Origin of the sequence: Streptomyces sp. NPDC002032, from assembly GCF_042890765.1 — a bacterium.
Taxonomy (GTDB): domain Bacteria; phylum Actinomycetota; class Actinomycetes; order Streptomycetales; family Streptomycetaceae; genus Streptomyces.
The window spans coordinates 677,116-691,848 of sequence record NZ_JBIASM010000001.1; the positions used below are offsets into that span (position 1 = coordinate 677,116).

At 77.6% G+C, this 14,733-nt stretch carries 6 protein-coding genes; all 6 read right to left on the reverse strand.

What is annotated here, in order from left to right; all coding sequences use genetic code 11:
* Positions 1 to 129: 129 nt before the first annotated feature.
* Positions 130 to 1,911, reverse strand: a complete 1,782-nt coding sequence (locus tag ACFYYT_RS02695; protein ID WP_388606806.1) for a hypothetical protein — start codon at positions 1,909 to 1,911, stop codon at positions 130 to 132.
* Complete coding sequence (locus tag ACFYYT_RS02700) at positions 1,908 to 5,747, reverse strand: DUF5682 family protein (RefSeq protein ID WP_351829288.1); 3,840 nt, start codon at positions 5,745 to 5,747, stop codon at positions 1,908 to 1,910. The genes ACFYYT_RS02695 and ACFYYT_RS02700 overlap by 4 nt, the downstream gene beginning before the upstream one ends.
* Complete coding sequence (locus tag ACFYYT_RS02705) at positions 5,744 to 6,898, reverse strand: AAA family ATPase (protein ID WP_351829285.1); 1,155 nt, start codon at positions 6,896 to 6,898, stop codon at positions 5,744 to 5,746. Before ACFYYT_RS02705 ends, ACFYYT_RS02700 begins: the two co-directional genes overlap by 4 nt.
* 193 nt (positions 6,899 to 7,091) lie before the next feature.
* Positions 7,092 to 12,059, reverse strand: a complete 4,968-nt coding sequence (locus tag ACFYYT_RS02710) for a DNA-binding protein (RefSeq protein ID WP_351829283.1) — start codon at positions 12,057 to 12,059, stop codon at positions 7,092 to 7,094.
* A complete protein-coding gene (locus ACFYYT_RS02715) occupies positions 12,056 to 12,913 on the reverse strand; it encodes a DUF4132 domain-containing protein (RefSeq protein WP_351829282.1) in 858 nt (285 codons plus the stop codon). The genes ACFYYT_RS02710 and ACFYYT_RS02715 overlap by 4 nt, the downstream gene beginning before the upstream one ends.
* A 217-nt stretch (positions 12,914 to 13,130) precedes the next feature.
* Entirely contained in the window at positions 13,131 to 14,669 is a 1,539-nt protein-coding gene (locus ACFYYT_RS02720; RefSeq protein ID WP_351829281.1) for an MFS transporter, read from the reverse strand.
* Positions 14,670 to 14,733: the final 64 nt, after the last annotated feature.

Here is a 14,733-nt window from a genome sequence, read left to right on the forward strand (position 1 = left end):
CGCACCGCCGAGTTGGCCGAAATCCACCGGCGCGCACCCTTCCCCGCTCCACGCCGGAGCCGCCGCCCCCGGCCGCCGGACCCCGGCGGGGGAGACACCGCGCGCGGGGTGACGGCGTCGCCTCCGGCATCAGGTCCAGGAGGCGGTGACCAGGGTGCGCCGGGCTGCCGTCAGGTGGACGGAGGCCGCCAGCCAGGCCCGGGCGTAGGCATCGGCCGAGGGATCGCCGAGACGGCCGAAGACGTCCCGGGGCCGGCGGTCCGCCTCGCCGACGAGGGTGGCCGCGAGCTCCGCCGCCGTGGTGAAGCCGGCCCGGCGCAGCGGGCCGTACGCCGTCAGCGGCTCCGGGCCCCGAGCGGCCTCGGCCACCGCCCGGCGGCCGCCCGCAACGCCCGTCTCCAGCAGCCGCCGGACCCGCCAAAGCGGCGCGTCGGCCAGCGGGTCCGGCCCGGGGACGGCGGCGAGGGGGGCGGCGGCGGGGGCGGCGGCGGCCGGGAAGTGGGCGCCCTGGAGGCGGTCATAGCCGAGGTCGGCGCGCCCGCGCCACTCCTCGGGCAGCCGCAGCGTGTACGCCGCGCCGGGCACCGGTCCCACGGCGAGCGGGCTCAGGGTCGCGGCCCGGTCCGGATCGGGGCGCCCCAGCACGCGCACCGCCAGCCCCGGATACCCGGCCAGGCGGCGCAGGTTGACGCCGTGCCCCAGCTCCGGATGCGGATGGGCGGGGCGCAGCCGCAGCAGCGGGGCGTCCGCGCGCGACTCCCGCACCAGGAGGTCGTCGCCCGCCGCGCCGACGACCTCGACGTCGCAGCCCAGCAGCCCCGGTTCGTCCCACAGCCCGGCCACGGCCTCGGCCGCCGGCCGGGCGAACAGGGCGGCCAGCGGATCCTCGGCCCACGAAGCCCCGGGCGCGGGCGTGGCGCGTACGCCGCGCCCGGCACCGAGCCGCCCGTCGGCGGACACCGTTGCCCCGACCACGCGCAGGCCCGCCCGGGCCAGGCCGGCGTGGTCCAGGGCGCCGCCGCCCAGGGCCACGGAGGCGGCCCCCGCCCCGCGGGCACGGGCGAGGCCGCCGGGCCGGACGTCCGACAGGGAGTAGCCGCGGCCGTCGGCGCCGAGCAGGTGGGTGACCACGCCTCCGTAGCCCGTCGCGGTGAGCACCGGCTCCCGGCACAGGCCGTACACCCGCAGACTGCCCCCGGCAACGTAGGGCCGGCGGCCCCCGGACGGCCCGGGACCGGCCGTGCCGGACGCCAGCAGCGCGGCGGTGTGCAGCAGTTCGCGGAACGCGGTGGTGAGGTCGCCGAGCCGCTGGGCGGCCTCGCGCTCCCGGGAGCCGCGCAGACCGCGTACGACCCGCAGGGCGGCGGCCTCCGCCTGCGGCAGCCCGGCGAGGCGTGCGGTGTGCGCGGCGCGCAGCAGCTCGGCCTGGGTCACCGCGCCGGCGGCAGTGACCCCGGCGGCCAGCGCCTCGGCGGCGGCCGCCCACAGCCCGGCCCCGGCCGCGACCTGCGCGCCCGTCAGCCCGGCCGCGACCGGCTCCGGGGCCGGCTCCGGGCTTCCGGCGACCGGCTCCGCGGCGGGGTCCGCGACCGGCTCCGCGGCGGGGTCCGCGGCGGCGTCCGCCAAGGGGGCCGCCCCCAGGGCCGCTGTGCGGTGCAGGCAGCGCGGGGCCAGGAGGCAGCTGCACGACGCCTGGCCGGGTTCGGTGATGGTGCCCGCAGGGCCCGGGCGGAGCGTCACCACCGCGTCCTCACCGAAGCGGAGGCTGACGCTTCCCTCCGTCGCGGTGACGGCCCCCGCCCCGCACTCCGCGATGGCCGCGTCGAGCCGTCTGCGCAGCCGGGCGGTCAGGCCCTCCACCGCCTCCGCCAGTACCTCGGGCGCGACGGGGGGAAGCAGGGCACGGCTCATCGGGGCTCTCCACGGAGTCGGTCGCCCACCCAGCGGGCGAGGGCGAGGGGGCTGAGGGCGGCCACCGGCATGCCGGCCGCCACGAGTTGCCGCGCCACCGGCACCGAGTAGCGGGGCGCACCCGCGTCGTCGAGGGCGGCGCAGCCCAGCAGATGGGCCCCCGAGGCGGCCAGCGCCCGTACCTCCCCGAGCAGGCCCGCGAGCGGGGCGCCCTCCTCGAAGTCGCTGACCACGACCACCAGGGTGCGGCTCGGCACCGTGACCAGCGTCCGCGCGTGTGCGAGGCCCGCCGCGATGTGCGTGCCACCGCCCACCCGGACGCCGAGCAGCAGCGACAGCGGATCGTCGACGCGGTCGGTGAGGTCGGCCACCTCGGTGGAGAAGGCCAGGAAGTGCGTGGACAGCGTCGGCACCCCGCCCAGCACCGCCGCCGTCAGCGCCGACCAGATCACCGAGGCCTCCATGGACCCGGAGACGTCGACCACCAGGATCAGCCGCCAGTCCGCCTCGCGGGAGGCGCGCGTGCGGAACACCGGGCGCTCCGGGACCACCACGACCCGGCCGTCGGCCGTGCGCCGGGTGTGCGCGAGGTTGGCCCGCAGGGTGCGCGCCAGGTCGAGCCGGCCGCCCGGACGGCGCGTCGGGCGCGGGGTGGCGACCCCGGTGAGGGCCGGCCGCAGCCGGGTGGCCAGCTCCTTGGCCAGCTCGTCGACGAGCCGGCGCACCAGGGGCCGCAGCCGAGCCAGTTGCTGTTCCGGCATGCCGCCCGCCAGCGAGAGCACCGAGGTCAGCAGCTCCACGGAGGGGCGTACCGAGGCCGGATCGAGCTGCGCCAGCACGTCGGTACGGCCCGCCCCGGCCGCGTCGGCCAGCACCTCCTCCCGTACGTCCGCCCCGAACAGCGACTCCAGTTCCGCGGACCACTCCCGCGCGGTCGGGAACGAGGGCTCGTCCCCGCGGCCCTCGCCGTACAGCTCGTCGAGCGCCCGGGCGTAGCGGTGCGCACCGGCCGGAAGCCGGTCGCGCTCCCGCCCGAGCAGCAACCGCCACCGCTCGCCGCCCCCAAGCCGCCGCCCACCCCCCGCCGGTACGACCGCCGCCGGGGCGGCCCCCGCGAGTTCGGGCGCCGCCTGGGTGGTTCCCGCAGGGGTGGGTCCTGCCGGGGTGGGCGTCGCCGGTACGACCACTACCGGGACGGCGCCTGCGGGTACAGCCACCCCCGGGACGGCCCCTGCGGGTACGAGCGGCGCCTGGGTGGGCTCTGGCTGGGTAGGCCCTGCCGGGGCGGGTACCGCCTTGGTGGGCCCCGCCGGTAGGGGCGCCGTCGGGGCGGGTGTCGCCGGTACGGGAGCCGCCGGGGCGCGCCCTGCGGGTACGGCCACCGCCGGTTCGGACCCCGCCGGTACGGCTCCTGCCCGTCCGGACCCCGCGGGGACGGGCATTGCCGGTACGGCCCCTGCCGGTCCGGGTCCCGGCGGGAGGGAGGCGAGGGCGGTTTGGCCGGCCGCGTCGGCGGCGGACCAGAGCGCGAGCAGGGCGGGCGGCGCGTCCAGCGACAGGTCGACCCGGTCGCCGAGCCGCTCCGTCACCGTCGCCAGCAGCCGCTCCCGCGCCGCCGGGGCCAGCACGTCGAACCCGGCCCGCAGCGCGGGCAGCCGCTCCAGGAACTCCGCGTCGGCGAGGCCCTCCACCCGGTCCAGCAGCGGGGTCAGCGCCGCGGCCGAGGCGTCGAGCAGCGGTCCGGCGGCGCTGAGCAGGCCGGTGAGCCGGCGGGCCAGCGTGCGCCGCCCCTCGGCGCTGGCCGCGCCGTCGACCCAGGCGGCGGCGCGCGCGCCGAGCCCGGCCGCGGGGTCGAGGTCCAGCAGCACCCGCACGGCGAGGGCTGCGCCCCGCATCAACGGGCTCCCCTCGGCGCCCAGTTCCGCCAGGGCGGCGTCCATGCGCAGCCCCAGGCGGCGGGCGGCGGCCCGGTCGGCGAGCGCCACCAAGGCGCCCGCGTCGGCGGGGTCGTCGCTCCCGGCGAGACCCGGCAGGGCCCGTACGGCGGTGTCCAGCAGACCGCCGACGAGCGCGCCGGCCCGCTCGCGCGCCCCGGGGGCGGCGGGCAGGTGGCCGCGCCGCAGCCCCTCCAGCAGGTCGACGGCCGCCAGGAGCTCCGGCAGCCCGGCAGTGGCCGGCAGGACCTCCGCCACCTCCTCCAGCCGTACGTCGACCAGCTCGGGCAGGTCACACCGCGCGGCGGCGGCCAGCCCGGTCAGTACCTGAGCCGCCGTCGGGCCGCCTTCGGCCGCCTCGCGGCGCGCCACCTCGCGCAGCGTCCCGGCGGCCGCCTGGGCGGCGGTGACGCCGCGGACGCCCGCCAGGTCGAGGCGGGCCGGGACGGACGGGGTCCAGGACAGCCGCCACTTGCTCCCCAGCGCGGTGCCGTCGCCGGCGGCGGCCACGCCCACCGGCTCCCCGTAGGCCGCCCCGCACACCAGCAGCCGCTGGAGCAGCACTTCGCGGCGTCCGTCGAGCTCGGAGCGCAACGGATCGAGGCGGACCTCCCGGGCGGCCGGGTCCTCGGGCGACGGCAGCCGGAGCCCGGCCAGCTCCGCCTCCACGGCGGGGCCCAGCCCGGAACGCGGGGCGTGCGGGGTGGTCCGGCCCCGGCCGGCGCCCACCAGTACGGCCTCCAGGGCGCGGGCCAGCGCCCGCCCCCGGCCGAGGGGGTCACCGTGCCCCAACACCGTCTGGACGGCCTCCACGAGTTCGCCCCGGCCGGGTGCGGGCAGCCCCCGCAGCACCGCCAGGTCGCAGGCGAGCCGCAGCGTCTCGGCGGCCTCCCCGGTCCCGGCGGTGTGCCCGGCGCGGCGCAGCTCCCGGCACACGCCGGTGACGGCGACCGAAGCCGCCTCCCGCACCCGCTCCGGGTCCCCGCCCGCCGCGAGGACGGCCTGCTGCCAAAGCGGATCGCGGATCCCGGCGGGGTACCCGGAACGGGAGTCGAGCAGGTCGAAGGAGTAGGGCACGAACGAGGTCACCACCTCCGCGCCGCCCCCCGCCCCCACGACGGCCTCCGCGTCCGCCGCGCCGCCCGCTGCCCCGGCGGCCCGCGGGTCCGGCTCGCGGCCCGCCTCCCTCGCCGTCGGGCCGGCGTGCCCCGGCAGCAGGGCCGGGGCGTGGAAGGCGCCGATCACGGCCGCGACGCGGCGGCCGCCCGCCGCCGCGGCGGCGAGGGTCCGCCGCATGTGGGCCTCACGGGCCAGATCCACACCGGGCACCGCGTCCGCGTCGACGCGCAGCGCCCAGCCGACGCCCAGCGCCGCCCGACGCACCGCCTCGGGGGTACACCCGGGCGCCGGCACCTCGACGGCCCGGTCCCACAGGTCGTCCCCCGCGCGCCCGGAGGCGGCCGCGACGAGGCCGTCCGCGTAGCGCCGTCGCCCGCTTCCCTCCTGCGGGCCGCCCGCGTCCCCGGGGCCCTCCGGCTCCGCGCACCACCCGCGGTCGGCGAGCGGCAGGTCGCAGCAGACGACCTCCACGCCCCGGCCCCGCGCCCAGCGGACCGCGGCCAGTTCGGGGGAGAAGTCCGCGAACGGGTAGAAGGCCAGGCGGCCGTCCCGGCCCAGCCCGGCCAGGGCCACCGGCGCGAGCGTCTCCGGGTCGGCCAGGTGCGCCAGCCACGGCTGGAACTCGGCCGGCAGCTCCACGCAGACGACCTCCGCCCCCGACTCCTCCAGCAGCGCCGGCACCACCGCCGCCAGCGCGGGACTGTGGTGGCGTACGCCCAGCAGGTACGGCTCGCGCGAGGCGGCCAGCGCCGCCACCGCCGCCCGCGGATCGGTGACCGTCAACGCAGGCTCCCGCGCAGGTCCCAGAGCCGCCGCCACATCGCCGAGCCGTCCTCGGCCCGGCGGCGGACCGGGCCGTCCCAGTACCCCAGCAGCCGGCCGTGGTCGGCCGGGTCGTCCTTGCGCACGACGCCCAGCAGGTGCCCCGGCAGCAGGTCCAGTACGTCCCCGCCCGGCAGGTACGCGGCCGCGACCCCCAGCGAGGCCGCCACCTGCACGGCCTCGGCGGTGGACATGACCGTGCCGGGCCGCTCCACGTCCCAGCCCTCGGCGCTGCGCCCGGAGCGCAGGTCACGGAAGACGGTGACGAGCGCGTCGAGCACCGCGTCGTCCACCCCGAAGGCCGCCCCGGCCCGTTGCACGGCGGCCACGGCCTGCCGGCGCACCAGCGTGGCCTCGGCGTCGGCGTCCGCGATCGGCGCGACCGTCTCGAAGTTGAAGCGCCGCTTGAGCGCGGCAGACATCTCCGAGACGCCCCGGTCGCGCAGATTGGCGGTGGCGATGACCGTGAAGCCGGGAGCCGCGCTGACCGACGCGTCCTCGGTGGCGGTCAGTTCGGGCACGCTGACCCGCCGGTCGGACAGGATCGACACCAGGGCGTCCTGCACCTCGGGCAGGCAGCGGGTGATCTCCTCGACCCGCGCCACCCGCCCGCCGCGCATCGCGGACAGGACGGGGGAGTCCACCAGCGCCTGCGGCGTCGGGCCCTGGGCGAGGAGCAGCGCGTAGTTCCAGCCGTAGCGGAAGGCGTCCTCGGTGGTGCCCGCGGTGCCCTGCACGGTCAGGGCGCTGGTGCCGCACACGGCGACCGCCAGCAGTTCGGACAGCATCGACTTGGCGGTGCCCGGCTCACCCGTGAGCAGCAGCCCGCGCTCCCCGGCCAGGGTCACCACGCACCGTTCCACCAGGGCGCGTTCGCCGACGAACTTCGGCGCGATCACCAGCTTCGACGGCAGTCCGGCCGGCCGCTTCGCCAGGGCCAGCTCCACGCCGTCGCTGCCGCAGACGAAGGTCACGACCGCGCGCGGGGTCAGTACCCAGCCGGGCGGGCGCGGCCCGGTGTCCTGGGCGGCGAGGAAGGCCAGCTCGGCGGCGTACCGCTCCTCGGCGGGCACGACCTGCCGGGCGGCGGTGGGCTGTTCGGTGAGGGTCATCGGTTCCTCGGGTTCTCGGGTTCTCGTTCTGGAAGGCCGCGAAGGCCGCGAAGGCCGCGAAGGCCTCAAGGGCCGCGAAGGGCTCAAAGACCTGGAGGGCCTGGAAGGCTCGGGACATCGGGTGCCCCGCACCTGGGGCTCCCGGGACGGGGGCGGGCCCGGGCGGGCACGTCCCGTCCCCCGTCCGGTGTGCTCAGCGGCGGCGCGCCGCCGTGCGCTTCACCTTCAGCTGCTCGAAGCGCGGCGCGTCGCCCTCCCGGACCCGCGCCCACGCCCGGCGGTACAGCTCGGCGGCCGGCTCGGTGGGGACGAGCACCCCGAGCACCGGGTGGCCGCCCGGCGCGGCCAGGGAGTACATCGGCAGCTTCCACCGTTCGACCGGCAGCACCGGCGACGCCGGCTCCGCCCAGCCGCCCGGCAGGAACAGGGTGCGCCCGGCCCGGGTGCGGCCGGCCGTCACCACCAGCTCCGTCGCGGCCAGTTCGGCCCGGGCGGCCTTCATCCGGGCCGGCTTCCAGCCCGTCCAGCGCACCGTGTTGCGGTCGGTGGGGTCCGGCATGGCGAGCAGGACGAGGTACAGGGCGGCCGCGTCGGCGCCCAGCCCGTACGCGTCGGCCGCCTGCGCCACCAGCTCCGGCACGCTGCGGCTCGGATCCTGCGCCCACCAGGTGCCGTCCTTGTCCACCGCGCCCGCCACCGGCGCCCCCGGGTCGGCGAGCAGCGCCGCAAAGCCCGGGTCGTGCGCCAGGCGCAGCGCCGCCTCAGGCGCGGAAGGCTGCTGGTCGGTGCCGCGCAGCAGGGGCAGGTACGGGTCCGAGCCGGTGGAGTCCAGCAGCGAGGTCCGTAGCGCCGGCCGGGGCCGGTCGTCGTGGGTGGCCAGGACCACCGCGCCGTACCGCTCGAACCCCGGGCCGGTCTCGGTCGGGGCGCCGGCCGCCTTCCGGAAGCCGGACAGGCTCGTGTAGTGCCCCGCCGCCAGCAGCAGTCCGGGCGCGGCGAGGCGCTGGCGGACCGCGGTCAGCACGGGCGGCAGGCAGGCCCGTACGGGATGCCCGGCGGGCAGCCGGTGCGCGAGCCAGGCGGTCAGGGCCGCCGCCCCGGTCAGCGCCGAGGCGTCGAAGGGCCGGGTGACGGGGGCCACGGGCTCGGCGTGGTCCCCCTTGACGGCCCACTCGACGTCGGCGGACAGCACCGCCGACGCCGCCGGGTCCAGCAGGGCGGGCAGCGCGCGGTGGGGCCGCCAGCCGGTGCGCACCTCGCGGGCGGCGTCGGCGAGCAGCCACTCGGGCACCGGCGTACGGCGGCCCACGCGCTGGTTCCACACCCGCGCGGCGGCGGCCGCGTCGGGGCCCTCGGTCCACAGCAGTGCCGGGTCGGCGGGCAGCAGCGCGGCGACAAGTTCGCGGCGCACGTCGAAGCCGAGGTCCTTGAGGTCGTCGCGGGCGTGCACGGCCTCGGTGGCCTTCACCCCGAGGGCGGCGCGCAGTTCGGGGGAGAGGAACCCCTGCTCGTACGAGTCCACGCGCGGCAGACCCGCGAGCACCAGCCGCGCCACGGCGGCCGACACCCCGGTCAGCCGCCCGAACTCCTCGGCGGCCTGCGGGAACCAGGGGGCCGGTCCGCGTACGTCCGCTTCCGTGAGGAAGGCCGCCAGCCAGCCCGCCGCCCGGTCCGGGTCTCCGACGGTCGCGCCCGGCCCCACCCCGGTGTAGGGCGCCGGAAGGGTGAACGCCCCGGCCGGGTCGTGCAGCAGCGCCTCGAACTCCAGCCCCCCGGGCAACTGTTCGCCCTGCCCGGTGACGGCGAGCAGGGCGCCCCCGCCGAGCGGCATGACGCAGCGGTGGCGCAGGTCGCGCTCGCGCCCGGTGTCGCCCGTGAGCCGGCCTTCCTCCAGCCGGACCCGTACGCGCCGCCAGCGCGCGGCGGATCCCGCGGCCGCGTCCAGGCCCAGCGCGTCTACCTCGCCGAGGACGCGGCGCAGGGCGGCGCGCTGCTCCTCGGTGGTGCCGGTGACCGCCATCCGGTACGCGACCGCCGCGGGCTGCTCCAGGAACGGAGCGGTCCACGGGAACGCCGAGTACGCCACCTTCGGGACGTCCAGGTGGAGCCGTCCGGGCACGCCCGGGGCGGCGGTGTCGGCGGCCGCCCGGGCCAGCTCCCGCAGGAACCGGTAGGTGGCGTCGTTGTCCCCGCCGTAGCGGTAGTGGCCGGAGCCCACCAGGCCGTCCAGGGCGCCGTCGAGCAGGTGGTCGCGGGGGCCCCGGTCGGCGGGGGCGGTGCGCGGTCCCTTCGGCCCCCGGGTCAGGGAGTCGGCGACCTGGGCCAGCGCCCTGCCCTGGACGCGGGCGGCGTGCACGGCCGCGACCACGCCGGCGAGCAGCGCGGGCGCGGTGACGCCCGGCAGGGCGGCCCGCACCAGCGGGACCACGTCCTCGCCCTTCGCGGCCGCGTCGGCCGCCTTCCACAGGGCGGTGGCGGTGGCCGTGTCCACCGCGCGCAGCGCCGCCGAGCCCTCGGGGTCACGGGCGCGCAGGCAGTACCAGTAGGGGAGCGGCGGGAGTTCGGCGCCCCGCGCGGAGTACGCCTCGGTGTGGTGGTCGCCGGTGATCCGCGAGACGGGGACGCCCTCGGGGTCGTGCAGGGTGAGGGTGCGCCAGTCGCAGGAGACGGCGCGGGGCCGGTCGTCGCCGGGCAGGGTCACCGCGTGGCGGGGGTGGTGGTGCCCCTCGCCGAGGGCGACGGCCCGTCCGGCGGTGTCGCAGCCGTGCCAGCCCTGTCCCGGCAGGCGTACGGTGCGCCAGCCGAGCACGCCGCTCACGGGCGCGCCCAGCACCGAACCCGCGACGGTGGGCGTCGGCCGCAGCCAGTTCTGGCCGGGCTCGCCGCCCAGGGTGGCGCCCGCGGGGTGGTCGCGCAGGGCGTCGGCGAAGAAGCCGGGCAGGGAGCGCCGGCCGTGGACCCCGGTGGCGGGGTCGTACTCGGCCCAGCCAGCCTCGTCGTGCTCCCCGCCCCGCCGTCCGCCGGGCTCCCAGGTCCAGTACGAGGTGCCGTCGCCGATGACCGGCCGCTCGGCGGGCAGCAGACTGTCGCCGCGGTGCAGCACCCCGGCGCCGGTGGTGCGGCCGCCGCCCGGCAGGGGCAGCGTCACGTGCTCGGAGCGCACCGACCAGTAGGTGGCGCGGGAGTCCAGGGTCAGGACGTCACCGGGGGCGCTGAGCCAGTAGCCCTGTACGGCGCCGTCGTAGCGGACCCAGAACACCAGCAGGTCGCCGTCGGCGTAGTGGAAGCCGTGCCGGTGGTGGCCGGTGTTCGTGGGGATGCGCAGGTCGTGCGTGAGTACGGTGGAATCCGCGTCGAGGACGCGGACCTGGGTGGCGTTGGCGACGATGACGTACGGCCAGGCGTCCATCACCGTCAGGTGCCGGCGCCCGTTCGCGGGGGACAGCTCGGCGACGGCGCTTTCCCAGGCGGGCCAGGCCAGTTCCTCCAGCAGGCCGCCGCGCAGGGTGCGGGCGAGGATCTCGCCCAGGTCGGCCGAGGCGGCCCGGGAGACCTCCCGGGGGGCGAGCGCGAGCGCCTCGGCCGGCAGCCAGGTCAGCCGCCGGATCGCCTCCGGCAGATCCGGCAGGGCGGCCGCGGTGGACTCGGCGGCCACCTGGCGGACCCAGTCGGCGACCAGCGGGCTGCTGCCGGGGCATGCGGCGAGCTTGCGGACGGTGTCGCGGTGGGCCGGGCCGTGCTGGTGGCGGGTGCTGTTCAGGGTGCGCAGGAACGCGGGCCGCAGCCGTTCGTCGGCGCACAGCGCGCGCAGGTCGCGGGGCTCGGGCGACTGCGCCCACCGGTCCAGTCCCATGAACCCGGACCGGTCGGCGCCGGGGTCGGCGACGGGCAGGCCGAGGGAGAGCAGCAGGTCGATGAGGTTGACGTCCTGGAGGGCCAGGCGCAGGCCCTCCTCGCGGCCCGGGGCGGCGAGTTCGGCGCGCAGCTGCTCGGCGCAGCGGGTGACGAGCGCCAGCAGGGCGGGCAGGGCGGGCGGGTTGCCCCAGCCGGAGTGGCGGGCGGTGTGGAAGCGCTCCAGCCAGCCGGCGGTGCCGTCGGCGCAGCGTTCCCCGGCGGGGAGGCTGCCGTCGGCCAGTGCGGCGGTGGCGCCGGACTCCTCCAGCACCTCCAGCCAGAACGCGGCCAGTTCGCCCGCCTCGCCGCCGCTGCCCGGGGTCATCCCGAGCAGGGTGCCCCGTACGGAGGGCACGCGCCGGGCCAGCGCGACGAGGGCGGTGCGGTGGGACTTCCACCAGCCGGCCGCCGCCCGCAGGGTGGCGGGGAGCGGCAGCAGTTCGGCCAGGTATTCCTGTTCGGCCTCGCCGCCGTCCAGCCGGGCGGCCCGGGCGAGGCGGCGCAGTTCGGTGGTGGCCTGCGCGGACGGGGCGAGCCCGCCCGCGGTGCGGCGTACGCACAGGCGGCGGAAGCGGGTGAAGGCCTCGGCGGGGGAGACCCGCAGGGCCAGCTCCTTGCCGTATCCGGTGAGGACCTTCACCGGGAGGGCGCCGGCCAGGGCGAATTCGAGGAAGACGGCGTCGAGGCGGTCCTCGTCGACGGTCAGCCCGTACCGCGCCTCGCTCGCGCGGGCCCGGCCGAACAGCTGGGCGGCGTAGGTGGTGTTCTCGACGCCGAGGAAGATCCGGGCGGCCTGTTCGTGGAAGACGGGCAGGAAGTGCGGGACGGCGGCGGCGAGCCGCTCGGCGAGCTCGTGGCAGGCGTCCAGGGCGGCCTTCGGCTTGGTCTTGGCCTGCCGGGCGAGCCGGTCCAGCTCGGGAACGACGGCGAGGGCGTGGTGGCCGTCCTCGGGGTGGTGCACGAGCACCCACTCGGGGAAGCCGAGCGCCTGGCGCCGGCCGAGACCGACGACGGGCGGTTCGCCCTGCGGCACGAGGCCCAGGAAGCCCGCCGCGAGGTCCTCGGCGGCGCCCAGCTCGGCGGCGGCGAGCCGTACGACGACCCGCTCGTCCCCGAGAGCGGGGTGGCGGTATGTCCGCGCGGTGAGCGGCACCGCGGACGGCCCGGCACCGGTGGCGTCGGCGGGCAGCACGGCGCCCGCGGCGAGCAGCCCGGCGTTCTCCCCGACGGTGGTGTCAGTGGTGTTCATGGTGTCGGTGGTGCTCATGCGTCCCCGCCCTCTTCGATCGTGCGCCCGGCGTACAGCGCCGCGGCCATCCGCATCCCCTCGGACCAGGCCACCGGCCCGACCTCGCCGAGCCGGACGGCCCGGCCCTCCCCGTCGTGCCAGTTCAGCGGCCCGGTCCGGGTGTCGTCCTCCCAGTACGGCTCGCCGATCCACACGGCCGCCTCCACCGCCCGGCCCGTGTCACGCACCTTGCAGGTGGCGTAGCCGCCGGAGACCCGGTAGCCGAGGCTCGTGGCGCGGGCCGCGAGGCTGAACCGGGTGGGGAAGACGCCGCCCGCGTAGTCCTGGACCTCGGTCGCGGCCGGTGCCGGGTCGGCGGGCTTCGCCCAGGTCGCCCGGTGGATCTGCTCGACCCGCTGGACGATGCCCAGCTCGGCCGCGAACTCCCGTACGTCCTCCAGATCGGGCAGCAGCACCGGGTGCGGCAGGGTCACGGTGCGCGGGCGCAGGCGCACCGTCTCACCGTCGAGGTTGACCACCTTCAACTCGCCCTCGGCGGTGGCGTCGCGCAGGAAGCCCACCTCGTCGGGGTCGGAGTCCGGGACGACGGCCAGGTCGCGCAGGGCGGCCTGCCAGGCCGTGTCGGGCCACACCCGGGCGAGGAGGACGGTGGGGACCGGCAGGGAGGACACCATCCAGGTGTCCACCTGGGCGGCGCAGGCCGCCTCGTGCCGGTCGAGCCACTCGGCGAGCCGGCGCAGCCGGTCCACCTCGGGGTGGTCGCGCAATGCCTTCGGGACCGTCTTCAACTGCCGCCCCGCGGGCCGCCGTACCGCGACCCGTCCCTCCACGAGGGAGATCTCGTACCCCTCGTCCAACGCCAGCCACGCCATCAGCCGTGCCCCTCCCGCCCGTCCGGAAATGCTCTTGCGCAGCCCGAAGGAGGGCGTCAACGCCCGGTGAGCTGCGGTATGTCGGGAGACTAGCGAGGCCCACTGACAACGCGGCCCGGAGGGCGGCCGGGCGTCCCTTCCAGGGGTTTCGGCCCCGGACGCGCCGCTGCCCCCCGGTCCGGGGGACCGGGGGGCAGCGGGGGGAAGCGGTACGGAATCAGACGGCGTCGGCGGTGTCCGCGACCTTCGCCGCGACCTTCGCCGCGACCTTCTCCGTGGCGGCCGGCTTGGCCGGAACGGAGCCGGCGGTCACGTCCTTGCGCGGGCCGTGGCCGGAGCGCAGTCCGAGCCAGCTGATCAGGGCGACCAGTGCGAAGGCGGCGGCCCCGATCCCGAAGGTGAGGGTGAAGCCGGACTCGGCGGGCAGGGCGGGAACGCCCGGCGGCAGGTGCTCGATCGTCTTGGAGGCCAGGATCGTGGTGACGATGGCGCTGCCGATCGCGCTGCCCGTGCTGCGGGAGATCGAGTTGATGCCGTTGGCGATGCCGCTCTGGTGGTGCGGGACGCTGGACATGATCACGGCCGGCATGGCCGCGTAGCCGAAGCTGACGGCCGCGCCGACGACGAGACCGGCGCCGATCACCGAGAGGGTGTGGCCGTGGTCCAGGGCCAGCCAGCCGAACCCGGCGGCGCCGAGCGCGGCGGCCAGGGCGAGCGCGATCCGCGGACCGCGGTGGCGCACCAGCTGCCCGCCGACGGGGGAGGCGAGCAGCGAGACGATCGCGCCGGGCAGCAGGAACTGTACGGAGGCGCGCAGGATGGACGCGTCGAAGCCGTAGCCGGTGAGCTTCTCGGGCATCTGCACGAGGTAGGAGACGCCGAGGAAGTTCGCGAACATGCCGAAGCCGACGAGGATGCCGGCCAGGTTGGCCATGAGCACCGGGCGGTGGACGAACATCTTCATGTCGACGAGGGGTTCGCGCACCTTGCGCTCGACCAGGACCCAGACGGCGGTCATGACGGCCGCGCCCGCGAAGCTGCCGAGGGTGCGGGCGGACGCCCAGCCCCACTCGTGGCCCTGGGAGATGGGCAGCAGGAGCAGCAGCAGGGCGATGCCGAGGGTCAGCGCGCCGAGGAAGTCGGTACGGCCGCCGGTCTTGTGGCGGGTGGCCGGGACCAGGAAGACGACCGCGAGCAGGGCCAGCGTGGCGAAGCCCGTGGCCATCCAGAAGGCGTTGCGGTAGTCGGCGTCCTCGCCGGAGGTGAGCAGACCGGTGGCGACCAGCGCCAGCCCGCTTCCGAACGCGAGCGTGCCGCTGACCAGCGCCATGGCACCGGGCAGCTTCTGCGGCCGGACCTCCTCGCGCAGCACGGACAGGGCCAGCGGGAAGATCGCGGTGGCCGCGCCCTGGAGCACGCGGCCCAGGATCAGCAGCGGCAGCGAGGTCGCCAGCGCCGCCACGACGGACCCCGCGACCATGACACCGAGGACGGCCACCAGCGTGGGCTTCTTGCCGTGCTGGTCGCCGAAGCGGCCGAGCAGGGGGGTGAAGACGGCGGCGGACAGCAGGGTGGCGGTGGTCACCCAGCTGACGTTGGCGGTGGAGGTGCCGAGGTCGTTGCGGATCAGGCCCAGGATCGGTACGGGCAGGGTCTGCATCATCGACACGACCATGGCGGCGAGGCTCAGGGCGAAGACGATGACCGTCTCGTTCCTGTTCCTCGCTTCGGCGGGGGCGGATGCGGCGGAGCTCATGACTGGCAGGACCTTCTTTACTGCTTCAGGACGCAGATGTTTGATGTCATCAAGTACTTGGTCG